A 25,028-nucleotide genomic window follows, 5' to 3' on the forward strand; every position below is an offset into this window, starting at 1 on the left:
CGCCAGTGGCCACCTGAGTCTCACCCCGCACAGAGACTGACGGTGATCGTGCTGTGTGCGCTGACGTCCTGGGTCGCGCAGCGTGCAGCGGCCGTGTTCCACGACGGTGTACGGCCGTTCCTGCTCGACTTCGTCCAGGGGCGGTCGACGCGACGTGCCACCGCCGCGGTGTCGTTCGGCCTGTCGGCCGGTTTCGTCTTCGGTCTGGGTGCGCCGTTGGCACTGTCCACGGGCGTGCTCAACCCGTGGCTGGTGTTCCTGCCGACCGACGTTCTCGGCCTGGTGTCCCCGAAGCGGTGGCTCGCCGCCGTGCTCGGTGGGGCCTGGGGAGCGGTCGTGGTGTTCGGTGTCGGGGGCGCGAACTCCTGGGTGCACGAGCTGCCGGTGGACTTCGTCACGGCCATGCAGCAGATGGCGACGCCGATTCTCTATCTGTTCACGCTGTTCCCGGTGCTTGCCGTCACGCAGCAGTTCGGCCGACTGAGGGGCGGTCTGTGCGGCGTGCTGGAACTGGCGCTGGTGGTCCTGTCCTTGAAGCTGTGGCCGAAGGTCTTTCCGGGGTCGATCGCGATGGCCGCCGGCGTGCTCATCCTCGTCGGCCTTGCCCTGCACAGGGATTGGGGGCGGCCGACGGGCCCGGAAGAGGACCCGGAGGAGGACCCGGAGGAGGACCCGGAGGAGGACCCGATGGCCGGTCTGTTCCGGGCCGGTGCCGTCCGGCTGCGCTCGCATCTGCCGCTGCTCATGCTGCTCGGCGCGGGCGTGTGCCTGCTGTGCCAGGAACACGTCCTCGGCGGTGGCGAGGCCTCCGGCTTCCTGATCGCGAAAGGCGACTACGGCGGCGCGGCCCAGGTCGACTTCTACCGTGCCTTCGGCTTCATCCCGTTGATCGCGACGACCGCGCTGGCATCGGGCGCGTACGGCATCGCGGGCTTCACCCTCGTCTACCCGGTCGGCTATCTGCTGCCGAGCCCGTGGCTCGCTCTGGCGGCGGGCGCCCTGGTCTTCGGCGTCGAAGTGATGCTCCTGTCCTGGGCGGGCCGGGCCCTCGGCGGGCTGCCCTCGGTCCGTGACGCCTCCGGGCATCTGCGCAACGCGATCACGCAGAGCCTCCAACTGGCCATTCTCTTCGGCTCCCTCGCGGCGGCGAACGCGATGGGCGGCGGGCCGGGGATCCTGGTCGTCGGCGGGCTGTATCTGTTCAACGAAGTGACGGGCCGGCCGGTGACCCGGATGGCCGCGGCCCCGGCCGCGGTGATCGCCGGGGGAATCCTCCTCAACGTCCTGTACTGGCTGCACCTGTTCACCCCGGCCGCCCGGTGACGTGCCGTCCTGCGGGGACGATCCGGACCGTCTCCGGCCCGCTGCCCACGTCCGCCGTCCGGGGTCCGGTCCTCGCCCACGAGCACCTGGCCCTCGACCTGCGCCGCCCCGGCCGTCCTGCCGCCCTCCTCGACGGGCGGCACGAAGCCGCGATCGCGGCCGAACTCGCCGACCTGCACGGGCAGTTCGGCCTTTCCCTGGTCGTCGAGCAGACGTGCCGGGGCATGGGGCGGGACGTGGCCGCTCTCGCCCGTGTCTCCGCCACCTCGGGCGTGGCGGTGGTGGCGGCCACCGGCTGGTACTACGAGCCGTTCCATCCTCCCGACGTGCGCCGGGCCGATGTCGGCCGGCTCGTCGAGACGCTGACCCGGGACGTGGAGGACGGCATCGGGCCGGCCCGGATCCGGCCCGGCCTCATCGGCGAAGTCGGCAGCCACGGCGAGCGTCCCAGCGCACCGGAACGCCGGACGCTCACCGCCGCAGCCCGTGTCGCCGCCCGCACCGGACTCTCCGTGGCCACGCACACCTGCCTCGGCCGCGGCGGCCCCGCCCAACTCGCCCTGCTGACCGCCCAGGGCCTGGCCCCCCACCGCATCGCCATCGGGCACCAGGACCTGCTCGACGCCCCCGCCGTGCACCGCCGGCTCGCCGCCGAGGGCGCGTACGTCGCCTTCGACACCGTCGGCAAGACGGCCTACCAGGACGATGCGACCCGGCTGCGGCTCCTGCTCGCGCTGGTCGACGCGGGGCATGCCGACCGGGTCCTGCTCTCCTGCGACATCTCGCGCCACACGTACCTGACCTGCCAAGGAGGCCAGGGCTACGGGCACGTGTTCCGCAGCTTCCTGCCGCGGGTCCGGGCCGCGGGCGTGGGCGACGACCTCGTCGACCTGATGACGCGCCGCAACCCGCTGCGCCTCCTGGGAAGCCGATTCACCTGAATCGGTCTTCTGAGGGCTGCGTGTTCCCTCTACCGTGGGGATCATGACGCTGCTGCACGTTCGTGACCACGGGGGCGACGGCACGCCGCTCGTGCTGCTGCACGGTGCAGGGCGGTCGCACGCCGACTGGGACGCCTCGGCCGCCGTGCTCACCGCCGGGCACCGCGTCCTCGCCGTCGACCTCCCCGGGCACGGCCGCTCCCCCGGTGTTTCCCCCTGGGCGATTCCCGCCGTGGTACGGCACATCGCGGATGCACTGGACGCGCACGACGTGCCGGAGGCCGTGGTGGTGGGGCACTCCCTCGGCGGGCTGGTCGCGGTCGAGTACGCGCGGGCGTTCGAGGGCCGTGTCCGTGCCGCCGTGGATCTGGACGGCTTCTGGTACGGGCGGCCCGGCGAATACCCCGGTGCCGAGCGGGTGTTGGAACTGCTCCGTTCGTCGGCCGGGGCCGTCGCACCTCCTGGGTACATCGAGGCGCAGGTCGCTCACGCCGCGCGGTACGGGATCCCGTCCGACCGTGCCGAGGCGGCGGCCCGCGCGGCCGTGCGTCCACTGCCCGACGGCGGGTGGCAGACGCTGCCGGAGCGGGCGGCGGCGCTGGAGATGTACGGCGAGCTCGGCAGGCTCGGCGCGCTCGGTGTCACCGCCTGGCTGGACGGAGTGACGTGCCCGCTGCTGCTGGTGCAGGCGGGGCGGCCGGAACCGCCGAGGCCGTCGATGGCATGGTTCGACGACCTCTCCGCCCGGTTCGCCCGCGGGCTCGCGGCGGAACTGGCCGGGCTCTCGCGCAACCGGGCGACGGTCACCGTCGGCCGGATCGACGCGGGCCACCCCATGGTCCTGGAGGCCCCGGACACGGTCGCGGCGCTGATCGCCGGGTTCGTCCGGGACCTGCCGGACGGTCAGGCGAGGGAGACCAGGTCCCGGTAGTCCTCGCTCCACAGGTCCTCGTCCGCGTCCGGCAGGAGCAGGACGCGGTCGGGGCGCAGGGCGTCGATGGCCCCTTCGTCATGGGTGACCATCACGATCGCACCGGGGTAGGAGCCGACGGCGGCGAGGACTTCGCCGCGGGAGGCGGGGTCGAGGTTGTTGGTGGGCTCGTCCAGCAGCAGGACGTTCGCGCCGGAGTGGACGAGGGCGGCGAGGGCGAGGCGGGTCTTCTCCCCACCGGACAGGACGCCGGCGGGTTTGTCGGCGTCGTCCCCGGCGAAGAGGAACGAGCCCAGCACGCGCCGCACTTCGCCGTCGGTGAGGTGCGGCGCGGCGTCGGCGAGGTTCTCCCGCACGGTCCGCGCGGTGTGGAGGGTGTCGTGTTCCTGGGCGAAGTAGCCCAGGCGCAGCCCGTGTCCGTGCACCACCCGGCCGCTGTCGGGGGTCTCCTGGCCGGCCAGGAGGCGCAACAGGGTGGTCTTTCCCGCGCCGTTGAGGCCGAGGATCACCAGACGGCTGCCCCGGTCCACGGCGAGGTCGACTCCCTTCAGGACCTGGCGGCCACCGTAGGACTTGGCGAGGCTGACCGCACCGAGCGGCATGCGGCCGCAGGGCGCCGGTTCCGGCAGGCGGATCCTGGCGACCTTCTCGGTGCGCCGGGCCGGTTCGAGGCCGGCGAGCATGCGGTCGGCGCGGCGCGCCATGCTCCTGGCCATGACGGCGGTGGACGAGCGGGCCTTCATCTTGTCCGCCTGCGCGTGCAGGGAGGCGGCCTTGCGCTCGGCCCCGGCCCGCTCCCGGGCGCGGCGCCGCTCGTCGGCCTCGCGCTGGACGAGGTAGGTGTGCCAGCCGGTGTTGTGGACGTCGATCGTCGCGCGGGTGGCGTCGAGGTGGAAGACCCGGTTGACCACGTCCGCGAGGAGGCCGGTGTCGTGGCTGATGACGACGAGGCCGCCCTGGTGACCCTGCAGGAAGGTGCGCAGCCAGGCGACGGAGTCGGCGTCCAGGTGGTTGGTGGGCTCGTCGAGCAGCAGGGTGCCGTCGTGTCCGGCGAACAGGATGCGCGCGAGCTCGACGCGGCGGCGCTGACCGCCGGACAGGGCCCCGACGGGCTCGGTCAGCACGCGGTCGGGCAGGCCGAGCCCGGCCGCGACCCGGGCGGCCTCGGCCTCGGCGGCGTATCCGCCGCCGGCCTGGAAGGCGGCCTCGGCGCGGGCGTAGGCGTTCATCGCCCGCTCCAGGGCGGCGGGTCCGGTGGCCTCGGCCATGGCGGCCTCGGCGGTTCGCAGCCGGTGCAGGGCCCGGTCCAGGCCGCGGGCGGACAGGATCCGGTCGGTGACGGTCACGGCCGGGTCGGCGGCGCGGGAGTCCTGGGCCAGGAGGCCGACGGGGCCGGTGTGCGTGACGGTCCCGGCGGCGGGCTGCGAGCGGCCCGCGAGGGCCGTCATGAGGGTGGTCTTTCCGGCCCCGTTGCGGCCGACCAGGCCGATGCGGTCGCCGGGAGAGACGGTGAAGGAGAGGCCGGACAGCAGCAGGCGCGCACCCGCGCGCAGCTCGACATCGCGAACGGTGATCATGAATTAACGCTCCGAAAAAGCAAAAGGACACACTTCTGGCGTGGAAGCGGGTCCTCGGCTAGGAAATTCGGGGCGTAGACATGCGGCTACGGTATCCGAGGCCTCCTGAGTCGCGCATCTGTATTTCTGCGGCGCCTCAGACATCCCTGTGCCGCGTGTGCACATGACCGTCGAGCGGGAAGTCCGGCGGCACTGCGGGAAGGATCCTGTCGAAGGCGTACCGGCTCTTCTGCGCCACGCGGCACGAAGCCGGGTTGTTTACTTGGTGCAGCAGTTCAAGTCGCTGCAGTCCGTCGGCCCCAGGGTGGCAAAGGCCCAGCCGGTGAGCGCTTCCAGGGCTCGGGGCGCCACTCCTCGCCCGCGGGCGTGCGCTGCGGTCCAGTAGCCCACCTCGGCGGAGGGGTTGCCGCCGGATCCCGGTACACCTCGACCAGTGCGGCACCGTCCTCCATGCACCACGGGCGGAGGAGGAGTTCCGGGGAGGAGGACGGCTCTGAACCTGCACGGCCTGCACGCAAGATGACGGTTTCGTTCGCCAGTTGATCGTACGCGGCAGTGTTCACAGTCCCGCCAGCCCGGCGCCCCGGGCCAGGACGTCGCGCAGCATGGCGGGGGTGAGTCTGCCGGTGAAGGTGTTGCGCTGGCTCGGGTGGAAGCAGCCGAGCAGGTGGAGCTCGCGGCCGGATTCGGTGTGCCGCAAGGTCGACTGGGTGCCGTGTCCGAACGCCGGTCGTGGGCGGGGCAGTTCCCAGCCGGCCTGGCGGAGCACGGGCAGCAGGGCCTGCCAGGCGAAGCCGCCGAGTACCACGACCGCCTGCAAGGCGGGCTGCAGCAGGGTCAGTTCGCGGGCGAGCCAGGGGCGGCAGGTGTCGCGTTCGGCCGGGGTGGGGCGGTTGGCGGGCGGTGCGCAGTGCACCGGGGCCGTGATGCGGACGCCGTACGGTTCCAGCCCGTCTCCGCGGTGCGTGGCCGTGGGCCGGGACGCGAGTCCGACGGCGTGCAGGGCGGCGTAGAGGACGTCGCCGGAGGGGTCGCCGGTGAACATCCGGCCGGTGCGGTTGCCGCCGTGGGCGGCGGGGGCGAGTCCGACGATCGCGAGCGGTGCGTCCGGCGGGCCGAAGCCGGGTACCGGCCTGGCCCAGTAGTCCCAGTCCTGGTAGGCCCTGCGCTTGACCCGGGCGACGTCCTCGCGCCAGGCCACGAGCCGCGGGCAGGCCCGGCATGTGGTGACGGCCGCGTCGAGGCGGTCGAGGCTGTCCAGCCGCGCTGCGGTGACCGCGGGGAAGTCCGGTTCCTCCGGGCCTGTTCCGCCGTTCATCGTCCGTCCCACAAAAGTCAGGGTAATGACATCGCAGCGGCGATCCTACGCATGCCGGGGTTCGGGAGAGGTCCGGCGACCCGGAGCATGCACCCGCCTGGACGCGGTGCGCACAGCGAGACCTGCCGCAGGCCCGGCACAACCGCTCCTGCAACTGCGTTGCAGCTGGTCAGCGACTGTATGACGGTTGTAGCCGCAATCGAATTCCTGTGCCACGGTGGCCTCATGGCAGGCAACCACACCCACGACCATCATCACGCCGGCCGCTGGGCCCGCATGCGCCACCGGCTCGCGCACCTGCTCGTCCCGCACCGTCACGAGGCCATGGACAAGGTCGACTCCGCCATGGAGACCTCCCGCGAGGGCATGCGCACGCTCTGGCTCTCCCTCGCCGTCCTCGGTCTGACGACCGTCGTCCAGGCGGTCGTCGTCGCCCTGTCCGGCTCCGTCGCCCTCCTCGGCGACACCGTGCACAACGCGGCGGACGCCCTGACCGCCGTCCCGCTGGGCGTCGCCTTCGTGCTGGGGCGCCGGGCGGCCAACCGGCGCTACACGTACGGCTACGGCCGCGCCGAGGACCTCGCCGGTATCGCCGTCGTGCTCACCATCGCCGCTTCCTCCGTCTTCGCCGCCTACGAGGCCGTCGACCGCCTGCTGCACCCGCGCGACGTCACGCACCTGGGGGCCGTGGCCGTCGCCGCCTTCGCCGGGTTCCTGGGCAACGAGTGGGTGGCCCGGTACAGGATCCGCACCGGCCGGAGGATCGGCTCGGCCGCTCTGGTCGCCGACGGTCTGCACGCCCGTACCGACGGCTTCACGTCCCTGGCCGTCCTCCTCAGTGCAGGCGGTGCCGCCCTGGGCTGGCGCCTGGCGGACCCGCTCGTCGGCCTGTTCGTCACGGCCGCGATCCTCATGGTGCTGCGGGACGCCGCCCGCGAGGTCTGCCGGCGTCTGATGGACTCCGTGGACCCCTCGCTCGTCGACACCGCGGAGGCGGCGCTGCGGGCCGTGGACGGCGTGCGCGGCGTCGGGCAGGTCCGGATGCGCTGGATCGGCCACGCGCTGCGGGCCGAGGCCGACATCGTCGTCGACCCGGACCTGACGGTGGTGCGCGCCCACGGCCTCGCCGTGGCCGCGGAGCACGCCCTGATCCACGCGCTTCCCCGGCTGACGGCTGCGACCGTGCACACGGATCACACCCCGACCGGCGCCGACCCGCACGCGGCGCTCACCCACCATTGCGTTTGAGCGGTCAGCTGCCGAACGGCCTGCCGTCCAGCGTCCAGTGCGGGTCGACGGGACGGCCGAGCGAGGCGTAGACCTGGGCCGCGACGTCCGCGTGGCGGACCGTGCCGACGGGCCGGCCCGGAAGGAACTGCGGGCCGGCGCAGGCGAGCCACGCGGTGCGCTCCTCAAGGGTGTTGCCGCCGTGGCCGCCGGCGTCCACGTGGCCGTGGTCGGTGACGACGATGACCGTCCACGCCTCCGCGGCGTACGACGGCCGGCTGCGGACCGCGGCGAGCAGGCGGCCGAGGCGTTCGTCGGCCCGCACCACGGCCTCGCGGTACTCGCTTCCGCAGCCCAGGGAGTGGCCGGTCTCGTCGACCGCGCCGAGGTAGACGAAGGACGCTTCCGGGTCGGAGGCCGCGAGGACGTGCTCGGCCTCGGCCGTGACCTGCTCGTCGCAGTCGTCCCAGGCCTTGGGCGTGTGGTCGGCGGGCGCTATGAAGGACAGCCGGCCCGGGGCCCGGAACAGCGCGCCACCGTCCTGCTGGATCATCAGCGGCGCCCAGCCGCCCGTCACGAAGGTGCGGCGCCCGTCGACGCGGGCGAGCCGGGTGGCGAAGTCGGGGAAGGCCTCCAGGCGGTGGCCGGTGAAGTTGTTGCCCCAGATGCCGTGCTTGGCCGGGCCGACGCCGGTGGCGATGGTGGCCCAGCAGGGTCCGGACATGGTGGGCGTGCCGGGGGCGACCTCGACGGGAGTCAGGAAGCCTGCCTGCGCGACCGAGTCCAGGTGCGGGGTGGGCAGTTCCCGGAGCAGGTCGTAGCGGACTCCGTCGATCCCGATGACGAGAACGCGGGGTGCGCGGGGTGCGGGGCTGCTGGAGTGGTCGGGCATGGCCGGTGGTTCCCTTCGGTGGTGCTGATCGGCACCACCATGCGCCAGGCGGGTACCGGCCGTTGGCCCGGAGGTGAACTCCGGGTGTCGTCCGCCTGTCCGTTCGGACCGGGTCGGCGATTCAGGCCGGGTCGGCGATGCCGGGTCCGGCCTGCCGGGCCAGGGGGTTGGCGCCGATGGAGTTGTGGATGCTGAAGTTGACGGCGTCCGAGCGGTAGCGGTCGTCGGACCATTCGACGGGGCGGCCGGTGCGGGTGGTGGTGACGCGCCGGACGCGCAGCAGGGGGCTGCCGCGGCGGACGCCGAGGTGTTCGGCGTCGGCGGTCCCGGCGGCCACGGCGTCGATGAGGTGCTCGCCGTAGCTGAAGACGAGGCCGGTGGTCTCGTAGAGCCGCTGGGTGACGGACTCGCAGTCGGGGTCGAGGCGTTCGACGTCCGGGGCGATCCAGTCGGCGTAGACGGTGCGTTCGAGGAGGACGCGTTCGCCGTCGAGGCTGCGGACGCGCAGGACGTGCAGGACGTCGGCGCCTTGCGCCAGGTGCAGGCGGTCGGCGTCCTCCGCGGTGGCGGGCCGGCGTTCGCCGGCGAGGACGAGGCCGGTCGCGGTGTGGCCCATGGAGCGTGCCCACTGGGCGAAGCTGCGCAGTTCGGTGAAGCTCTGGCTGCGCCGGCCGGCCAGGACGACGCGGCGCGCCCCCTGCCGGGAGCCGATCATGCCTTCGGAGGTGAGCGTGGCGACCGCCTGCCGGACGGTGCCGCGCGAGACCCCGTAGCGGGCCGCGAGCTCGGATTCCGACGGCAGGCGCGCCCCGACGGGGTACTCCTCGGCGTCGATGGCGCGCCGTAGCCCGTCGGCGATCTCCTCGTACCGTGCTCGCACCGGATTCCCCCTCCGTTCGGCGGTGCCACGCCTGTGCGCAGCTGTCCGTGATGAGCCCAGCCTAGCCGAGGCTGCTGCAAACCGGTCGTCCGGATTTCCGATCGATCCCGATCGGTGACACGTCCCTGGTCAGAGCGATTCGGATGGCCGCCTTCCGGGGTGGCGGGGTTTCTCTCCCGTTCACCTTCCAGTCATGCACGCCGTGCCTACTGTGGCCAACTTGTCCATACAAGTTGTCGAGGAGACACAGTGATCACGATCCGGAACAGAACCGCCGCCAAGGCCTTCCCCAAGGCGGTCGCCCTCACCTGCGGCCTGTCCACCGCCGCGCTCGTCCTGAGCGCGTGCGGCGCGGCGCCCTCCGGCCAGGCCGGTGCCGCGGGCGGCAAGAGTGCGGCGACCGCCGCCTCCGCCCAGGACCTGGGCGGGATGGACGCCCTCGTCGCCGCGGCCAAGAAGGAGGGCACGCTCAACGCCATCGCCCTGCCGCGCGACTGGGCCAACTACGGCGCCCTCATCGACGGGTTCACCGCCAAGTACGGCATCAAGGTGAACGTCGACAACCCCACCGGCTCCAGCCAGGACGAGATCAGCGCGATCACCTCCCGCAAGGGCCAGGACCGCGCCCCCGACGTGGTGGACCTCGGCCAGTCCTTCGCCCTCAGCGCCGCGCAGCAGGGCCTGCTCGCCCCGTACAAGGTGGCCACGTTCGACGGCATACCGCAGGGCCAGAAGGACCCCCAGGCCCGCTGGTACAACGACTACGGCGGCTACATCTCCATCGGCTGCGACGCCAAGCGCGTCAAGGACTGCCCGAAGACCTTCGCCGACCTGCGCAAGCCCGAGTACCGCGGCCAGGTCGCCCTCAACGGCAACCCGACCAAGGCCGGTGCCGCGTTCGCGGCCGTCTACGCCGCTTCCCTGGCCAGCGGAGGCTCGTTCGACAACATCAAGCCGGGCCTGGACTACTTCGCCGAGCTGCGGCAGAACGGCAACTACACGCCCGTGGAGGCCACTTCGGCCACCATCGAGAAGGGCGAGACGCCGATCACCGTCGACTGGGACTACCTCAACGCCGGCTACGCCGAGCAGTTCAAGGACAAGGGCCTGGACTGGCAGGTCTCCGTCCCCGAGGACGGCAAGTTCTCCCAGTACTACTCGCAGGCGGTCAACAAGGACGCGCCGCACCCCGCGGCGGCCCGGCTGTGGCAGGAGTACCTCTACAGCGCCGAGGGACAGAACCTCTACCTCAAGGGCCACGCCCGTCCCGCGCTGCTGGACGCCATGACCAAGGCCGGCACCGTGGACAAGGACGCCGCGGCCAAGCTGCCGCCGGTCTCCGGCACCCCGTCCTTCCCGACCGAGGCCCAGCAGGCCACGGCCAAGCAGACGCTGGCCCAGGGCTGGGGCCAGGCCGTCTCCGGGTGATGACGTCCATGACCACTGCCGTCACCACCCCCGAGGCGGACGCCGCTCCGCCCGCCGCCTCTGCCGCACCCGTGCGGCGGAGGCGCCCCGCGGCCCTGCTCGCCGCGGTGCCGCTGCTCGCCTTCGCGGCCGTGGGCTTCGGAGCCCCGGTCCTCGCCATGGTCCTCGGCGCGTTCAGCGTCAAGGACCCGGCCACCGGCGCGAGTTCGTTCTCCTTCGCCAACCTCACCGCGTCCCTCGGCGGGCCCTATCTGAACGCGCTGCTCGGCAGCGTCGAACTGTCCGCCGTCTCCGCCGCGCTCGCCGCCGTGCTCGGGCTGCTGCTCGCCCAGGCGGTGGTGGCCTTCGGCTCCCGGACCCTGCGCGACGCCGTGCTCACCGGGTCGGGCGTGCTCGCCAACTTCGGCGGCGTGCCGCTCGCGTTCGCCTTCGTCGCCACCCTCGGCAACTCGGGTGTGCTCACCCGCCACCTGGGACTGGCCGACGCGGGCTGGAGCCTCTACAGCTTCTGGGGCCTGACCCTCACCTACCTGTACTTCCTCATCCCCCTCATGGTGCTCACCATCACCCCCGCCCTGGAAGGCCTGCGCGTCCAGTGGCGCGAGGCCGCCCAGAACAACGGCGCCACCCGGTGGCAGTACTGGCGGCACGTCGCCCTGCCGGTGCTCGCACCGTCCCTGCTCGGCGGGTTCGTCCTGCTCTTCGGCAGCGCCTTCGCCGCCTACGCCACCGCGGCGGCCATGGTCGGCAGCTCCATCCCGCTGATCACCCTCCAGATCGCCGACGCCATCTCCGGCAACGTCCTGGTCGGCCAGGAGAACGTGGCCCTCGCCCTGAGCCTCGACATGGTCGTGGTCGCCGGCCTGGTCATGGCCGTCCACCTTCCCCTGCAACGACGGAGCGCCCGATGGTTCGACTGACGGCACGCACCGCCGCCGGGCCGCCCGCCCGCCGCGGCACCGCGGTCCTCGCCCTCGCGGGCGCCTACTTCCTGCTCCCACTGGCCGCCTCGGTGGTCTTCACCGTCGACGTGCCCGGCGAGGGCCTGACCACAGACGCCTACCGGCAGCTCGTGAGCGCCGACGGCTTCCTGCCCAGCCTGCTGCTCTCGCTGGGCCTGGCCGCCGCGACCGTCGCCCTGGTGCTGCTGCTGACGGTGCCCGCCGCGCTGGCCGTGCGCCTGGGCGCGCCGAAGCTGCGGCCGGTGCTGGAGGTGGTGTGCTCGCTGCCGCTCGTGGTGCCGCCCATCGCGCTGGTGGCCGGCGTCGGGACGGTGCTGCGCTGGGGCCCGGACCACCTGGCCGACACCCCGTTCTTCCAGACCTTCGCGGCACTGCAGAACCCCTCCTTCCCCGTCGTGCTCGTCATCGTCTACACGGTCATGTCGCTGCCCTTCGTGTACCGGGCGCTCGACGCGGGCCTGCGGGCGGTGGACGTGCGCACCCTCGTCGAGGCCGCCCGCAGCTGCGGCGCGGGGTGGCCGCGCGCGGTGGCGAGCGTGGTCCTGCCCAATCTGCGCGGGGCCCTGCTCAACGCCGCGTTCCTCACCCTCGCCCTGGTGCTGGGCGAGTTCACCGTGGCCAGGATCCTCGGCTTCCAGCCGTTCGCGGTCTGGATCGTCAACGTCAGCGGCACACAGGCCCGGCTCTCCGTGGCCGTCTCCGTCATCAGCCTGCTGATCACCTGGGTACTGCTGCTCGTGCTGGCGTTCTTCGGCGGACGCCGTTCCTCCTCCCGTACGGCCGATACGACCGCTACGACCGCTACGACCGCTACGACCGATCAGGAGCGTTCCGCCTGATGTCCTCCACCACCCTTGCGACCCCCGCCGCCCCGGCCGACGCCACCGCGGATGCGGCCTCGGTCGAACTCCGCGGCCTCCGCCGTGCGTTCGGCTCGACCGTCGCCCTCGACGGGCTCGACCTGACCGCCCGCCCCGGTGAACTCCTCGCCCTGCTCGGCCCGTCCGGCTGCGGCAAGACCACCGCACTGCGCATGCTGGCCGGCTTCGAGCACCCCGACTCCGGGCAGATCCTGGTGGACGGGCAGGACATCACCCCCGTACCGGCCCACCGCCGTGACGCCGGCATGGTCTTCCAGTCCTACAGCCTCTTCCCCCACCTGAACGCCCTGGACAACGTGGCGTTCGGGATGCGGATGCGCAAGGTGCCCGCGGCGGAACGGCGTTCCCGCGCCGCCGAGCTCCTGGAACTGGTGGGCCTGCCCGACAAGGGCGCCCGCTTCCCGCACCAGCTCTCCGGTGGCCAGCAGCAGCGCATCGCCCTGGCCCGCGCCCTCGCCCTGCGCCCCCGGGTGCTGCTGCTGGACGAGCCGCTGTCCGCACTGGACGCCAAGGTGCGGCACACGCTGCGCGAGGAGATCCGGCGCGTCCAGCAGGAGTTGGGCATCACCACCGTGTTCGTCACGCACGACCAGGAGGAGGCCCTGTCCATGGCCGACCGGGTCGCGGTGATGCGGGCCGGCCGCATGGAGCAGTGCGCGACCCCGGCCGAGCTCTACGGGCGCCCGGCCACCGCCTTCGTCGCCGAGTTCGTGGGCACGATGAGCCGCATCCCCGCCCGCACCGCCGGTGCCGGCACCGTCGAGGTGCTGGGCCGCCGCCTGCCCGTGGACGGCGAGGCGCCCGCAGGCCCCGAGGTGGACGTGCTGGTCCGCCCCGAGGCGGTACGGGTGAGCGCGGACACCGAGAGCGGGGCCCGCATCACCGCCACCGCGTTCCTCGGCGCCGTCACCCGCCTGACCGTGTGCCTGCCCGACGGCACCACGGTCAAGGCCGACGTGCCCACGCACGACGCCGCCGCGCTCACCCCGGGCGCAGCGGTCGCCGTGACCCTGCCCGACCGGCCGGTGCTCACCGCCGCCCGCGCGTGACCCCGACGTCCCCTGACGGATCCCCTGACAGATCCCCTTACGGATCCTTTTACAGATCTTTTTACGGAAGAGAGCCCGTGTCCCATCACCCCGCCGACGCCCGCCCCCTCAGGGCCGTTCTGTTCGACATGGACGGCACCCTCGTGGACACCGAGGAGTTGTGGTGGCAGGCCGTCCAACACGTCGCGTCCGCCCTGGAGTACGAGCTCACGGACGCCGATCTGCCCGACGTGCTGGGCCGTCCCGTGGAGCACACCGCGGCCCATCTGCAGCGCGTCACCGGCGCCTCCGCCGCGGCGCTCTGCGCCGACCTGCACCGGGAGTTCGCGTCCCGGGTCGAGTCCGAGGTCGTGCCGCGGCCCGGCGCGCTCGAACTGCTCGACGAGCTGCAGCGGCAGGGCATCCGCACCGCTCTGGTGACCGCCTCCCCGCGCGCCGTGGTGGACATCGTGCTGCGCAGCCTGGGCCCCGAGCGGTTCGCGGTGTCCGTCACCGCCGACGACACCCCGCACACCAAGCCCGCCCCCGACCCGTACCTCGCGGCGGCCCGCGCCCTGGGCGTCGCGCCCTCGTCCTGCGTCGCGGTGGAGGACACCCCGACCGGCGTGGCCTCGGCCGAGGCCGCCGGCTGCCCGGTGCTCGCCGTCCCCTCGCTCGCCCCCATAGCCCCGGCCTCCGGGCGCACGGTGCTCGACAGCCTGGAGCGGGCCGATGTCGCGCTGCTGGAGGCCATGGTGAGCGGGGGGTCGTTCCTCGTCCCGGCGTTCACCACCCGCAACGGCCGCGCCGGAGAGCCGTTCCGTGCCACCGTCGCCGGGCTGTTCCGCGGCACCGGGGCGGCGTTCGCCAAGACCGCGGGCCCGGAGTGGGTGCAGGTCGGCGCCGACGGCACCCTCACCGGCACGCCGGCGGAAGCAGGCACGTACGAGGTCGTCGTCACGGCCGCCGGCGGGGCGGGCGTCACCGTCCGCATCCCCGTGGTCGGGGCGGGCGACCGCCTGGTGAACCGGCTCAGGGCGATGAGCTGGAACCTGTGGCTCGGCGGCACGCCCGTCGCCGGCCACCGCGCGAAGCAGCTCACGGTCCTGCTCGACGCCGACGTGGACATCGTGGCCCTCCAGGAGACCGCCGGAGCCTCCGCGAAAGAGCTGGCGGAGGCCCTCGGCTGGGACCACCACCAGGCCGGCCACAACCTCGGCATCATCAGCCGCTACCCGGTCACCGCCCGCTTCGGCGACCCCGCCCCGTCCGGCTACGGCGCCGCCGGCGTCACCGTCCGCCTGGACGACCGGGACGGTGCCGTGCAGGACGTCACCGTGTGGAGCGCACACCTCAACTACACGCCCTACGGCCCCTACGACGCGTGCTTCGACCGGCAGACCGTGCCGACGCTGCTCGAACGCGAGGAGGCCTCCGGGCGGGTGGCCGAGATGGCGGAGGTGCTGCGGGCCATTTCCGGCGACCTCGCCCGGTGCGACACCACCCCCGTACTGCTCATGGGTGACTTCAACACGCCCTCGCACCTGGACTGGACGCAGAAGTCCGCTCCCCTGCACGGCGGTTGCGGCCCCGTCCCGTGGCCGGTCACGAAGGCCGCCGAGGAGGCCGGGCTGCGCGACTCCTACCGCATCGCCCACCCCGACCCGCTGCGCGACCCGGGCACCACGTGGTCCCCGCTGCACCCCCGGCACGAGGACGGCAGCGGGCGGCCCGAACCCCAGGACCGCATCGACTACGTCCTGTTCGCCGGAAGCGGCCTCGACGTACGGGACTCCGTCACCCTCGTCACCGGCACCCCGCGCCCCTACCCGGACATCGCGGACAACGTGTGGCCGTCGGACCACGCTGCGGTGATCACGACCTTCACGGTCCGCTGATGGTGTGGTGGCTGCTCGCGGGCGCGATCGGAGCCGAGGTCACCGCCACGGTGGCGCTGCGCGCCTCGCACGGCTTCAGCAGACTCCTGCCGTCCGCGGTGGTGGTCGTCGGCTACGTCACCGCGTTCTTCCTGCTGTCCCGGGTGCTGAACCGGGGCCTGGCCCTGGGAGTTGCGTACGGCATCTGGTCGGCGATCGGCGTGACGCTGGTGTCGCTCATCGGCGCGGTGGGCTTCGGCGACCGGCTGACGTGGACGCAGATCGGCGGCATCGTGCTGGTGGTGACGGGGGTGCTGGCGCTGGAGCTGGGGCGGGGGGAGTGACGGGGCGGGGCAGCGCCTCGGCATCGCACGCCGTCATCGCCGAAGGCGACGCACCGTCCGCCGCCCGAGCCGGCGACGAAGTCGGCCGACGGTCGGGCGGCGCCGGCCCGGCCTGTTCGTCCGGCTCGGGCCGGTATCACGACGACCGCCCCACGCCGGGCCGTCCGGCGAGACGACCGGCGCCTGCCGGTCGGCCTGCGCCCGCACCTCGTGATGCGCGTCGTGGGCGGTGATCCGCATGCCCTCCTCGTAGGAGGCGAGCGCCGCGCGGACGGCCGAACCGGCGACGCCACGGCGGCGGGCCAGGGCCGCGAGCCAGGTGAAGAAGCCCATCACCGCGGCGAGACAGCCGATCAGCACCAGGTAGGGCACGACGTCACCTCTGTTCCACGGCCCACTGCTTCATGACCGTTCAACTCCCGGACGTACCACCAGCGTTCCCGCGGGCCGTCACCGGGTGGGGTCCAACGCCCCTGTCGCAGGCCCATGGTCCCTCTCCCGGCCACGCTGCACGGACGGCATGTTCTCCGTCACATGGTTGGCGGAGCCGTCCCCGACGGGGAGCCCCATGGCCGTGGCCACGTTCGCGCGCAGTTCGGGCAGCTTCTTGTAGAGGGCGTTGCCCGGGCACTCGGTGGCGAGAGGGGTGCCGGGCTGGTTGAGGTCCCGGTGGCCGACGATCGCGGTCATCGGGGAGAGGTCGTACCGGTCGCACAGCCAGGCGCACGTGGCGACGAGTGTCCGCCACTGCGCGGCGGGCGGGAGTTCGGTGATGTAGGTGCCCTCGTTCTCTATTCCGATGCTCGCGGTGTTCCAGTTGGCCACTTGCGCGCCGATGACGTGCTCTCCGCGCCGAATTGCTCCGGCGGACCGGTATCTCCCTTCCATGAGGAATCCGCCGCGGCTGATGGTCAGTTGCTGGCCCATGTCGTTCCACCCGTTGTTGTGCATGTGGTCGTACTGACAGTCCCTGGACAGCTGGAATGCGTGCTCCAGCGAATAGTCCGTGGAGTTCGGATAGTCCATGTGGTGCACCACGATCAGCGCCGGTGCGAAGGGTTCCACTTTGACGCCGCCGGGGTCGGCCGGCGGGACGGCCTTCCACTCCTCCCGGGTGTGGAGCCGGGGGCGGTGCACCGGGCAGTCGTCCGCCGGTCTCGTACGCGCCTCGGCCTCCGGGGCGGACAGGGCGTTCCCGGCCGTCACGGCGACTCCCCCGGCCAGTGCCCCGCTCAGCAGGCCGCGGCGTCCTATCCGGGGTTTCCTGGATTCTCCGGTCACGGGTCAAGGTCCTTTCCGTCCCTTTTCCAAGGTCACCAGGGGTCACCAGAGGTCGTCAAGGACGCTCGACAGCCACCCCACGCCGACTGTAACGCCGGTGCCACGGGCTCCGGGAGCCCCGGGACGTCACCGGAATATCGCCCACCGGAGCGCCCCTTCCGGGTGAATCCGAAAGTCGGACGGTCTCACCGGGCCGCGTATGAGACACGTTGTCCGTTGCAGGACCGGTGAATGAACGGTGCATTCGGCCGGTGAAGTCGGCGAAGTCGGTGAAGTCGGTGAAAAGGACGGTTCATGGGCGCCATGGGCGACGCGAAAGAACGCAGCTATGCCGCCTGGCTGGTGGACGAGGAATTCCCGCGGCACGGGAACCGGGAGGCCGTGGTGCACGGCGGCCGCCGGCTGACCTACGCGCAGTTGGGCGAGACGGTCCGGCGCATGGCCACGGTGTTCCGGTCGCTCGGTCTGGGGCCGGGGAGCACGGTGGCGCTGGCCGGCGGCAACCGGGCCGAGGCGGTGTGCGTGCCGTTCGCCGCGCACCTGGCCGGGGCCCGGTTCCTGCCGATGCCCGCGGACCGGGGGCCGGCCGAGTACGCCAGCATCGCGGCGAACGTCCCCGCCGACGTGCTGATCGTGGACGACCGGATCTCGGCGCCGTGCGCGGAGGCGGTGACGGCCGCCTTCACCGGCGCGCAGTTGTGGTCGCTGGGGCCCGAGGGACCGGCGAAGGACCTGATGACCGTCGTCCGGCAGACGCGGCCGCCCGCGGACCCGGAGTGGGCGGAGGCCGGGCAGGTGGAGACGGTGCTGTGCACCGGAGGCACCACCGGGCTCACCAAGTGCGTGCTGCACCGGCACCGGCTGTACCGGACGATCCTGGAGCATCCGTTCCTGCCCGAGCCGGTGCGGCTGCTGGTGACCAGTCAGATCGCCCACGTCGGCGGACTGTACGGGCTGACGAGCCTGGCCGGAGGCAGCACGCTCGTGCTGCTGGACCGCTTCACGCCGGAGGCCGTGACCGCGGCGCTGGCGAGCGAGCGCATCACGGCGATGATGCTGATGCCGCCGATGCTGTACCGGCTGCTGGACCATCCCGCGCTGGCCGGCGTGGACTGCTCGGGCCTGCGCCGGATCATGTACGGGGCCAGTCCGATCACCCCGGACCGGGCCCGGCAGGCCCTCGACCGTTTCGGGCCGGTGCTGTGGCAGCTCTACGGCATGACCGAGGCGTTCGGCATCACCGCGCTGGACTCGCCCGACCACACCGTGGACGACGGCAGGCTGCTGCGCTCGGCCGGGCTCCCGTTCCCCGACATGGAGGCGAGCGTCCGTGACGAGCAGGGGCTGCCCGTGCCGCCGGGGCAGGTCGGGGAGGTCTGCACGCGGGGGCCGCGGGTCATGGAGTGCTACGTCGGCCAGCCGGAGGCCACCGCCGCCGCGTTCCACCCGGACGGCTGGCTGCGCACCGGCGACCTGGGGTACCGGGACGAGGAGGGCTACTTCTTCCTCCTGGACCGCCGCAACGACGTGATCATCACCGGGGAGTCGGGCTCCGCCATCTACTCGCCGCTGGTGGAGAACGCCCTCGCCACCCACCCGGCGGTGCGGGCCGCCGCGGTGATCCCGGTCCCCCACCCGCTCTACGGCCAGGCCGTGCACGCCGTCGTCGTCACCGACCCCGGGTCCCGCGTCCCCGTCGAGGAGCTGCGCAGGTGCATCCTGGACGAACTGGAGCGTCCCGTCTATCTGCCCGCAAGCTTCGAGTTCGTCGACGCGCTGCCGCTGACCCCCATCGGCAAGGTCGACAAGACCGCCCTGCGTGCGCCGTACTGGGAAGGTCACCCCAGTCTGCTGCACGGGGCCACCTCGCCGGAGTCCGGCGGTGCCGACTGACCGCTGGGGCAGCCGAAGGCGACGGTGGCCCGGGTGGCGGTGTCCGTGCTGTAGCCGATGATGCCGTCGCCCGTGGCGGGTTGTGCGCGGATGGCGTTGCCCCCGTACCCGTGCGGGGTGACGAACAGGCCCCACACCGGAGTCCAGTCCTCGGTCGCTCCCGTTCCGGGGTCGACCACGGGCTCGGTGCAGGGGACGACCCTCCGCTGCACGACGTGCCCCCGGCCGGCGTACCGGCGCAGGGCGTCGGCCCATTCCCGTTCCGGGCAGGCCCATCCGGCGACGACTCCCGCGCCCGCGAAGCCCCGGCACGGTTTGAGGACGAGGTGTTCGCGCTCCGCCACGCACCGGTCGACCAGTGAGGGGGTCAGCAATCTGGTCCACGGCAGGATCCGGTCCGTCAGCCGGCGCTCCTGCGCGGAGAGGACGGCGTCGCAGCGGGGGTCCGACAGCAGCGCGAGGGCGCCCTTGTGGGAGAAGAGGGTGCTGTCCATGCCGGTCCACAGGATCGCGTTGCCCGCCCGCTCGACGCGCAGGATCGCATCGACGCCGTCCTCGCAGCCGGCCGTCTCGTCGACGGAGAAGTAGCGCAGTACCACGTCGGCCCGTACCTCGCCGACGAACAGCTTCCCCCCGTTGTCCCGCACCTCGCCCAACTCGCCGAGGAATGCCTCCAGTCCGTGCTTCCGCAGCACCTCGACCGTGGGAGCCAGCCGCCGCCGGTACCGGGCGAGAGCGCCGGGGGCGCACACCAGCGCCACCACCGGGGACGGGCGCGGTGCCACGGCCCGCAGCGTCGCGGCGACGTGTTCCCCGGTGCGCACGTGGCGCAGCCCGTGCTCGGCGGCGAAGCGGGCGAAGTCCTCCGACTCCAGCAGGGTGCGCGGCAGTTCGCCGAGCTCGAATCCGCCGACTCCCCCGCCGATGTTGAACTCCAGGAGGGAGAAGCCGTGTTCGCCGCGGTGGAGGTCGGCCCGCCCGAACCGGGCCCGCGGCTGCTCCGGCGCCCAGCGGCGCAGCAGCGGCACGGGGCCCGGTTCGCCTCCCACGGCCGCCCAGTACGCGTCGAGGTCGCCGTCGAAGAGCCGGTCGGGCAGCGAGGCCAGGACATCGAAGAGGGTCAGCAGGTCGTCCGCCGCCGCCTGCAGGGCGGGTTCGTCGACGAACAGCGGCCGGGCCAGCAGCCGTGCGTCGCGCAGGGGCACCGGCAACTCGGCCCCGGTCACGGCGTTTCTCAGGCCGCCGTGGTCCTTGCGGCACAGTTCCAGATAGCGGGTGGTCGCCGCGTTCACGATACGGACGTGCCGATCAGGCGGCCGACGCCGAAGGTGACGGCCGCCGCGAGGGCGCCGACGACGACCTGCCGGGCCGCCGAGCGCCAGGCCGTGCGGCCGTTGAGCAGTCCGATCCCCGCCCCCACGGCGGCGAGCGCGACGAGGAACAGGCACACCGCGGCGACGAGGGCCGTCGTCCCGCCGGTGACGAGGTACGGGAGGATGACGACCAGCGCGCCCAGGGCGAAGGTGAGCATGCTCGACACGGCGGCCGACCAGGGCGACCCCAGGGCGTCGGGGTCGAGGCCCAGTTCCTCCCTGGCCAGGGTGTCCAGGGCGACGTCCCGGTCGGCCATGATGGTGTCGGCGACCTTTCCCGCCTCCTGCTTGCTCAGTCCCTTCGCGCGGTAGAGCAGCACCAGTTCCTCGCGCTCGGACTCGGGGTCCTCCTCCAGTTCCTGGCTCTCCAGGCCGATCTCCCGCTCGTACATCTCCCGTTGCCCCGACATCGAGACGTACTCGCCGGCCGCCATGGAGAAGGAACCGGCCAGCAGACCCGCCACTCCGGCCAGCACGATGGCGGTGCGGGAGGAGCCGGACCCGGCGAAGCCCATGACCAGGGCGGTGTTGGAGACCAGGCCGTCGCTGACGCCGAAGACGGCGGCCCGCAGCGCGCCCGAGCGGTCGCCCCGGTGCCACGTCTCCCGGCGGGCGATGCCCTCCCTGGCGCTGGGGCGGCTCTCGTTGAGGTGGGAGAGGGTGCGGGCGTGTCCCCGTTCCTCGCCCGCCATGCCGGGCGCGGCGTCCGGCTCGGCGTCGTAGGTGCCGGCGTCGGCCTTCTCCGACCGCTCCACCAGCGGCAGGACGGCCGCCACGGACCAGTGGTCGGCGATCCGGCCCAGCAGGCGGGTGCGCAGCGGCACCGCCCCGGGCGGGGGCACCTCCGCTCCGGCGTCCCGCAGCCGGCCCTCCCAGTGTGCGGCGTGCCGCCGCTCGACCGCGGCGAGTTCGCGCAGGACCTCGCGCCGTTCGCCGGTCTCCGCCTGCGCCAGGCGCTCGTAGAGCGCGGCCGCTTCGCGCTCGCTCTGCAGCAGTTCCCGCCAGCGCCGGAGCCGGGAGGCGTCGGGCTGGTCGCTGGTCGGATCCGGCATCATCGCTCCTAGGGCGTGTCCGATGGGTCAGTGCGGGCCCCGCGGCGTCCGGTGCTGGGGGCACCTCCTGGGGGCACCCCCAGCAGTAGCTGGGGGAGGTAGCTGGGGGAGCGCCGCGGGGCCTGTGCTGACCCATCGGACACGCCCTAGGCGTCGGCTCCTGTGTCCGAACGGTAACGGGACGCGGCCCGCAAAGATCGCATTGGCCGCGTGCCCCGTCGGTCCCGTCGGTCAGGGAGTGATCCCGTCGTCGTGCGGCGGCCTGTTGTCCAGGCAGCAGCGGACGAAGTCCCGGACGACGGGGTCGGTGTCGCCCGTGGGTGCCCAGGCGACGCCGACGCGGCTGGGGCCGACGCCGCTGACGGGCCGGTAGGTGATGCCGGGGCGGGCGTAGAAGCGGGCGGCGGACGCGGGGGCGAGGGCGATGCCGTAGCCGTTGGCGATGGCGCTGAGCCATTCGTCGGGCTGGTCGGTGACGGCGCCGATGCGGACCGGCCGGCCGTCGCGTTCGCCGGCGGCGAGCCAGTGGTCGCGCCAGCTGCCCGTCTCGGGCGGGGCGGCCACGAACGGCTCGTCCCACAGGTCCCGGAAGGGGATGCACGCGCGGGCGGCGAGCGGGTGCGCTGCGGGGAGCGCGACGCAGCGGGGTTCGGCGAACAGCACTTCCACGCGCAGGGCGTCCTGGCCGGGGAAGGGGAGCCGCAGCAGGGCGGCGTCGACGTCCGCGGCGGCGAGGCCCGCGGTCGGGTCCGACCATGCCGCCTGCCGCATGTCGACGCGCCAGCCCGGCCGGTGCCGGGCGAACGCGGCGATGATGTGCGGGGTGGCCTCGTTGGCGGCGCTGGCCAGGAATCCGACCCGCAGCACACGGGCCGCCCGGGCGGCGGCGCTGCGGGTCTCGCGCAGCGCGCGGTCCCAGCCGGCCAGCAGGGCGGGTGCCTGCTCCGCCAGGGCCCGGCCCGGTGCGGTGAGTGCCATGCCGTTCCGGGACCGGGTGAAGAGCCGGGCGCCGAGCAGGGTCTCCAGGCGGCGGATCTGTTTGGTCAGCGCGGGCTGGGACACGTACAGGCGTTCCGCGGCGCGGGTGAGGGTCCCTTCCTCGGCGACGGCGAGGAAGCAGCGCAACAGCCGGGTGTCGACGTCCATGCCGCCAGGTTATGGATACCGGTATTGGACGTCCGGCCGGGGGTGCGACGAGGCTGGTCCCATGCTCATCGCCTACACGGTTGTCACCGTGCTCACGATCGCGGCCAATGCGGGGATGGCCGTCGCCGACTTCGCGAAGGCCGGGTTCGTCCTCGCCAACTCGGCCGCCGTCGGGCTCCGGCCGTCCTCGCTCCCGCTGCTGGCCACGGCGAAGGCCGCCGGGGCAGCCGGTCTCGCGCTGGGGCTTCTGGGGGCCCGGGCCGTCGGGGTTGCCGCCGCGGCCGGGCTGGTCCTGTTCTTCGTCGGCGCCGTGGTGGCCCATGTCCGCGCCCGGGTGTTCCACAACATGGCGTTCCCCGGAGCCTATTTGGCGCTGGCCGGGGCAACTCTCGCCCTCGGCATGGCGCGATGAATTCCCCTGGCGTGAAGACCCGCGGCATAAAGAAACGATCGAGGGGCCGCCATTCCTGGCGGCCCCTCGATCTCCATGTGGAGCTAAGGAGAATTGAACTCCTGACCTCCTGCATGCCATGCAGGCGCTCTACCAACTGAGCTATAGCCCCTTGTTCTGTTGTCCGCCGGGTTCCCCCGGCGACACGCACACATTACACGGATTTTCGTGCCGCCTGCCAATCCGGCCGCGGGCCGGGAGCCGGGCACCGCGAAGCATTCGGGCGCGCCTCCCGCGGCGGGCTCCAGACAGGCCCGTGCCCGGTGGGGGTCCTTCGTGGCGGTCATCGCGGTCGACAGATAAACCTCCGTGTCGCGCCGGCTCGATGCCATGACCTGTTTGGTCTCGGTGCCCGGCAGGAACAGCTCCGCCCGGTCGCCGAGGCGCAGTTTCACGGCCCGCACCCACACGGCTCCGCACCGGGCGGAGTACCGGATGTCGAGCCGCTGGCCGCCGGCTGCGCGGCGGGTCGTCAGCGTGTCCACCAGGCCCTGCGCCCCGCACCCCATCTCGTTGGGGTCCCGGCCGTCGCACTCGTCCCCCGTGCAACCGGGCGCGTAGGACTGGGGGTACGAGGGGGTCGCCGCGGTCCTGCCCGCTGCGCGGCCGCCGGGCTCGCTCCCCCCGGCCGCGAGGAACAGTTGCACCACGGCGACGGCCACGACCACGGCGGCGGCACCGGACAGGGCGACCGCCCTGCGGGAGCGGCCCGGCACCCTCCCCTCACGGCCCGGAGCCGGCTCGTCCGCGCGCTCTTCCACGACGGCTTCACGGGCTGCCGCACCCGCGGGCACGGCAGCCCGGCCGCTCCACCCCTGCTCCGCGAGCTCCCACAGGGCCAGGAGCCGCCCGGCCGGTTCGTCCGCCAGCCGGCACAGGGCGTCGACCGCATGCCGCGGCGGCAGCTTCTTGCCGTTGAGGTACCGCTCCCAGGACGACTTGCTGTACGGGGTGAGCTCCGCGAGCGCGGCGAGGCTCAGCCCCGTACGGCTCCGCAACTCCCGCAGGCCCTCGGCCAGTCGCACGCACTCCTCCGGAAGCGGGCGATCACCGCTCATCGGCGCAGTTCCTTCCAGGTGTCCGGCCCCACGATGCCGTCCACCACGAGATCGTGGTCCTTCTGGAAGTGCTCGGCGGCGCTCTTGGAGCGCTCGCCGTAGTCGCCGTCGGCGGTACCGGGATCGTAGCCGTGGTACTTCAGCAGGCACTGCGCCTCGACGATCTCCCAGCCCGTGCTGTTGATCTCCATCAGCGCGGTGCGCGTCGCGCTGTACCCGGCACGCAACTCGCCGTCCTGGCGCTCGATGTTGCAGGGGTGGGCGCGGTGGGGCATGTAGACGAACATCGACGAGCTGCTGCTCGGCCCCGGCGTCCCGGCCTGCGCGTCGTCTCCCTGCCAGGGACGGGTGAGCAGCAGGGCGACGGCCAGCGCCACGGCCGGCACCGCCACCGCCCCGGCGAGCGCCCAACGCCGCCCGGGCTCACGGCGGCCCGCCGTCCCCGCCTCCGCCGCCCCGCCGGGTGTCCCGTCGGGCGTCCCGTCCGCCCAGGCCTCCGCGGCGAGTTCGTGCAGCACCAGCAGCCGGGCCGGATCGACGGCGCACACGCGCGCCAGTTCCTCGACCGCGTCCCGCGGCGGGAACTGCCTGCCGTTGAGATAGCGCTCCCAGGAGGAGCGGCTGTACGAGGTCTTGGCCGCAAGCGCGGCGAGACTCAGCCCGCTCCGGTCCTTCAGTCTGCGGAGCTGAACGACGAGTTGGCGCACGCGATCGTCCAGCGATCCGGGCAGTTCTTTCCAACGCCGCATGTTCCACCCCATACGCGTCGTGGTCCCCCGAGGCCGATGGGCCTCCTCTGCCGCACATGATGACGATGCGCACACGCCGGTTCCGGTAAGCACCCGGTGGCAGCCGCGACTTCCGGCCACCCCGCCACCGCCGTCGCCGTCCCACCACGACCTCACCGGCCGACGCATCTCCGCAGGCAGAGCCGTGGGACGTCCCACGATGACCCAATCCCCCGGGATGGACTGGCACATGAGGATGTGGCGCATCACAGTCGTACCCGGAAGCCGGGCGGTGCGGTCCACCCCGCACCGCCCGGTACCGCACGGGGGGATGCACGGCGGCCCGCCTTCCACGGGGGAGGAGGGTGGGCCGCCGTCGGGCGCGGAGGATGAGGGCGCCTCCGCCTGGAAGGCGAGGCCGCGGCCCGCGGCCTCCT

22 protein-coding genes, 1 tRNA gene and 2 pseudogenes are annotated in these 25,028 nt (G+C 73.0%); 12 read left to right on the forward strand and 13 right to left on the reverse strand.

Annotation, left to right across the window (positions count from 1 at the left end; translation table 11 throughout):
• The first annotated feature begins 36 nt into the window (after positions 1 to 36).
• The 3 genes from ACMATS_RS00870 to ACMATS_RS00880 are packed head-to-tail and all read left to right on the forward strand — an operon-like array spanning position 37 to position 3,195.
• A complete protein-coding gene (locus ACMATS_RS00870) occupies positions 37 to 1,323 on the forward strand; it encodes a YhfT family protein (RefSeq protein ID WP_414170628.1) in 1,287 nt (428 codons plus the stop codon).
• Positions 1,320 to 2,264, forward strand: a complete 945-nt coding sequence (locus tag ACMATS_RS00875; RefSeq protein ID WP_391155010.1) for a phosphotriesterase — start codon at positions 1,320 to 1,322, stop codon at positions 2,262 to 2,264. The genes ACMATS_RS00870 and ACMATS_RS00875 overlap by 4 nt, the downstream gene beginning before the upstream one ends.
• A 43-nt stretch (positions 2,265 to 2,307) precedes the next feature.
• Positions 2,308 to 3,195, forward strand: coding sequence for an alpha/beta fold hydrolase (locus tag ACMATS_RS00880; protein ID WP_414166468.1), 888 nt, complete (start codon positions 2,308 to 2,310; stop codon positions 3,193 to 3,195).
• Here ACMATS_RS00880 and ACMATS_RS00885 read toward each other — a convergent pair.
• From ACMATS_RS00885 to ACMATS_RS00895, 3 genes and pseudogenes are all read right to left on the reverse strand, one after another.
• Entirely contained in the window at positions 3,168 to 4,772 is a 1,605-nt protein-coding gene (locus ACMATS_RS00885) for an ABC-F family ATP-binding cassette domain-containing protein (protein WP_414166469.1), read from the reverse strand. The two genes, ACMATS_RS00880 and ACMATS_RS00885, sit on opposite strands and share 28 nt — an antisense overlap.
• 136 nt (positions 4,773 to 4,908) lie before the next feature.
• Positions 4,909 to 5,180: pseudogene (locus tag ACMATS_RS00890) on the reverse strand (GNAT family N-acetyltransferase); the annotation flags it as partial.
• A gap of 151 nt (positions 5,181 to 5,331) precedes the next feature.
• Positions 5,332 to 6,090, reverse strand: coding sequence for a uracil-DNA glycosylase (locus tag ACMATS_RS00895; protein WP_414170629.1), 759 nt, complete (start codon positions 6,088 to 6,090; stop codon positions 5,332 to 5,334).
• A 225-nt stretch (positions 6,091 to 6,315) separates the two neighbouring features.
• On the opposite strand from ACMATS_RS00895, the gene ACMATS_RS00900 reads away from it, so the two are divergent.
• Complete coding sequence (locus ACMATS_RS00900) at positions 6,316 to 7,338, forward strand: cation diffusion facilitator family transporter (RefSeq protein WP_414166470.1); 1,023 nt, start codon at positions 6,316 to 6,318, stop codon at positions 7,336 to 7,338.
• 4 nt (positions 7,339 to 7,342) lie between these two features.
• Here ACMATS_RS00900 and ACMATS_RS00905 read toward each other — a convergent pair whose 3' ends face one another.
• Both ACMATS_RS00905 and ACMATS_RS00910 read right to left on the reverse strand, forming a co-directional pair.
• Positions 7,343 to 8,209, reverse strand: coding sequence for an alkaline phosphatase family protein (locus ACMATS_RS00905; protein ID WP_414166471.1), 867 nt, complete (start codon positions 8,207 to 8,209; stop codon positions 7,343 to 7,345).
• A 121-nt stretch (positions 8,210 to 8,330) separates the two neighbouring features.
• Entirely contained in the window at positions 8,331 to 9,089 is a 759-nt protein-coding gene (locus ACMATS_RS00910; protein WP_414166472.1) for a GntR family transcriptional regulator, read from the reverse strand.
• Between the two features lie 315 nt (positions 9,090 to 9,404).
• Here ACMATS_RS00910 and ACMATS_RS00915 point away from each other — a divergent pair, with 315 nt between their 5' ends.
• The 6 genes from ACMATS_RS00915 (at position 9,405) to ACMATS_RS00940 (ending at position 15,609) form a co-directional block, all read left to right on the forward strand.
• A complete protein-coding gene (locus ACMATS_RS00915; RefSeq protein WP_390781001.1) occupies positions 9,405 to 10,517 on the forward strand; it encodes an ABC transporter substrate-binding protein in 1,113 nt (370 codons plus the stop codon).
• 8 nt (positions 10,518 to 10,525) lie between these two features.
• Entirely contained in the window at positions 10,526 to 11,437 is a 912-nt protein-coding gene (locus ACMATS_RS00920; protein ID WP_414166473.1) for an ABC transporter permease, read from the forward strand.
• On the forward strand, positions 11,425 to 12,318 hold the full coding sequence (locus ACMATS_RS00925; protein ID WP_414166474.1) for an ABC transporter permease: 894 nt from the start codon (positions 11,425 to 11,427) through the stop codon (positions 12,316 to 12,318). Before ACMATS_RS00920 ends, ACMATS_RS00925 begins: the two co-directional genes overlap by 13 nt.
• Positions 12,318 to 13,409 (forward strand): ABC transporter ATP-binding protein, encoded by a 1,092-nt coding sequence (locus tag ACMATS_RS00930; RefSeq protein WP_414166475.1) that lies wholly within the window; start codon positions 12,318 to 12,320, stop codon positions 13,407 to 13,409. The genes ACMATS_RS00925 and ACMATS_RS00930 overlap by 1 nt, the downstream gene beginning before the upstream one ends.
• A gap of 77 nt (positions 13,410 to 13,486) precedes the next feature.
• Positions 13,487 to 15,286: an HAD-IA family hydrolase gene (locus ACMATS_RS00935; RefSeq protein WP_414166476.1), complete on the forward strand. Its 1,800-nt coding sequence runs from the start codon at positions 13,487 to 13,489 to the stop codon at positions 15,284 to 15,286.
• The gene (locus tag ACMATS_RS00940) at positions 15,286 to 15,609 is read left to right on the forward strand and encodes a DMT family transporter (protein ID WP_414166477.1); all 324 of its coding nucleotides are present in this window, start codon (positions 15,286 to 15,288) and stop codon (positions 15,607 to 15,609) included. The genes ACMATS_RS00935 and ACMATS_RS00940 overlap by 1 nt, the downstream gene beginning before the upstream one ends.
• Before the next feature lie 33 nt (positions 15,610 to 15,642).
• On the opposite strand, the gene ACMATS_RS00945 is transcribed toward ACMATS_RS00940, so the two are convergent.
• Complete coding sequence (locus ACMATS_RS00945) at positions 15,643 to 15,981, reverse strand: hypothetical protein (protein WP_390780898.1); 339 nt, start codon at positions 15,979 to 15,981, stop codon at positions 15,643 to 15,645.
• Between the two features lie 78 nt (positions 15,982 to 16,059).
• The gene (locus ACMATS_RS00950) at positions 16,060 to 16,890 is read right to left on the reverse strand and encodes a peptidoglycan recognition family protein (protein WP_414166478.1); all 831 of its coding nucleotides are present in this window, start codon (positions 16,888 to 16,890) and stop codon (positions 16,060 to 16,062) included.
• A 294-nt stretch (positions 16,891 to 17,184) separates the two neighbouring features.
• On the opposite strand from ACMATS_RS00950, the gene ACMATS_RS00955 reads away from it, so the two are divergent.
• The gene (locus tag ACMATS_RS00955) at positions 17,185 to 18,783 is read left to right on the forward strand and encodes an AMP-binding protein (protein ID WP_414166479.1); all 1,599 of its coding nucleotides are present in this window, start codon (positions 17,185 to 17,187) and stop codon (positions 18,781 to 18,783) included.
• On the opposite strand, the gene ACMATS_RS00960 is transcribed toward ACMATS_RS00955, so the two are convergent.
• The 3 genes from ACMATS_RS00960 to ACMATS_RS00970 form a co-directional block, all read right to left on the reverse strand.
• Entirely contained in the window at positions 18,729 to 20,075 is a 1,347-nt protein-coding gene (locus ACMATS_RS00960) for a hypothetical protein (RefSeq protein ID WP_414166480.1), read from the reverse strand. The genes ACMATS_RS00955 and ACMATS_RS00960 overlap by 55 nt on opposite strands.
• The gene (locus ACMATS_RS00965) at positions 20,072 to 21,208 is read right to left on the reverse strand and encodes a VIT1/CCC1 transporter family protein (RefSeq protein ID WP_414166481.1); all 1,137 of its coding nucleotides are present in this window, start codon (positions 21,206 to 21,208) and stop codon (positions 20,072 to 20,074) included. Before ACMATS_RS00965 ends, ACMATS_RS00960 begins: the two co-directional genes overlap by 4 nt.
• 231 nt (positions 21,209 to 21,439) lie before the next feature.
• Positions 21,440 to 22,354 (reverse strand): LysR family transcriptional regulator, encoded by a 915-nt coding sequence (locus tag ACMATS_RS00970; protein WP_414166482.1) that lies wholly within the window; start codon positions 22,352 to 22,354, stop codon positions 21,440 to 21,442.
• 61 nt (positions 22,355 to 22,415) lie between these two features.
• On the opposite strand from ACMATS_RS00970, the gene ACMATS_RS00975 reads away from it, so the two are divergent.
• Complete coding sequence (locus ACMATS_RS00975) at positions 22,416 to 22,766, forward strand: DoxX family protein (RefSeq protein ID WP_414166483.1); 351 nt, start codon at positions 22,416 to 22,418, stop codon at positions 22,764 to 22,766.
• 78 nt (positions 22,767 to 22,844) lie between these two features.
• On the opposite strand, the gene ACMATS_RS00980 is transcribed toward ACMATS_RS00975, so the two are convergent.
• From ACMATS_RS00980 to ACMATS_RS00990, 3 genes and pseudogenes are all read right to left on the reverse strand, one after another.
• A tRNA-Ala gene (locus ACMATS_RS00980) sits at positions 22,845 to 22,917 on the reverse strand.
• Positions 22,918 to 23,065: 148 nt separating this feature from the next.
• A pseudogene (locus tag ACMATS_RS00985) lies at positions 23,066 to 23,863 on the reverse strand (helix-turn-helix domain-containing protein); the annotation flags it as partial.
• Positions 23,860 to 24,612, reverse strand: a complete 753-nt coding sequence (locus tag ACMATS_RS00990) for a helix-turn-helix domain-containing protein (RefSeq protein WP_414166484.1) — start codon at positions 24,610 to 24,612, stop codon at positions 23,860 to 23,862. The pseudogene ACMATS_RS00985 and the gene ACMATS_RS00990, both read right to left, overlap by 4 nt.
• Positions 24,613 to 25,028: the final 416 nt, after the last annotated feature.

Origin of the sequence: Streptoverticillium reticulum (assembly GCF_047456005.1) — a bacterium.
Taxonomy (GTDB): Bacteria; Actinomycetota; Actinomycetes; order Streptomycetales; family Streptomycetaceae; genus Streptomyces; species Streptomyces reticulum.

What these genes read in the sequence shown, in the direction of transcription:
- ACMATS_RS00880 (WP_414166468.1), top strand. Translation starts at nt 2,308, where the DNA reads ATGACGCTGCTGCACGTTCGTGACCACGGGGGCGACGGCACGCCGCTC.
- ACMATS_RS00885 (WP_414166469.1), bottom strand. Translation starts at nt 4,772, where the DNA reads ATGATCACCGTTCGCGATGTCGAGCTGCGCGCGGGTGCGCGCCTGCTG.
- ACMATS_RS00895 (WP_414170629.1), bottom strand. Translation starts at nt 6,090, where the DNA reads ATGAACGGCGGAACAGGCCCGGAGGAACCGGACTTCCCCGCGGTCACC.
- ACMATS_RS00900 (WP_414166470.1), top strand. Translation starts at nt 6,316, where the DNA reads ATGGCAGGCAACCACACCCACGACCATCATCACGCCGGCCGCTGGGCC.
- ACMATS_RS00905 (WP_414166471.1), bottom strand. Translation starts at nt 8,209, where the DNA reads ATGCCCGACCACTCCAGCAGCCCCGCACCCCGCGCACCCCGCGTTCTC.
- ACMATS_RS00920 (WP_414166473.1), top strand. Translation starts at nt 10,526, where the DNA reads ATGACCACTGCCGTCACCACCCCCGAGGCGGACGCCGCTCCGCCCGCC.
- ACMATS_RS00925 (WP_414166474.1), top strand. Translation starts at nt 11,425, where the DNA reads ATGGTTCGACTGACGGCACGCACCGCCGCCGGGCCGCCCGCCCGCCGC.
- ACMATS_RS00930 (WP_414166475.1), top strand. Translation starts at nt 12,318, where the DNA reads ATGTCCTCCACCACCCTTGCGACCCCCGCCGCCCCGGCCGACGCCACC.
- ACMATS_RS00940 (WP_414166477.1), top strand. Translation starts at nt 15,286, where the DNA reads ATGGTGTGGTGGCTGCTCGCGGGCGCGATCGGAGCCGAGGTCACCGCC.
- ACMATS_RS00955 (WP_414166479.1), top strand. Translation starts at nt 17,185, where the DNA reads ATGGGCGCCATGGGCGACGCGAAAGAACGCAGCTATGCCGCCTGGCTG.
- ACMATS_RS00965 (WP_414166481.1), bottom strand. Translation starts at nt 21,208, where the DNA reads ATGCCGGATCCGACCAGCGACCAGCCCGACGCCTCCCGGCTCCGGCGC.
- ACMATS_RS00970 (WP_414166482.1), bottom strand. Translation starts at nt 22,354, where the DNA reads ATGGACGTCGACACCCGGCTGTTGCGCTGCTTCCTCGCCGTCGCCGAG.
- ACMATS_RS00975 (WP_414166483.1), top strand. Translation starts at nt 22,416, where the DNA reads ATGCTCATCGCCTACACGGTTGTCACCGTGCTCACGATCGCGGCCAAT.
- ACMATS_RS00990 (WP_414166484.1), bottom strand. Translation starts at nt 24,612, where the DNA reads ATGCGGCGTTGGAAAGAACTGCCCGGATCGCTGGACGATCGCGTGCGC.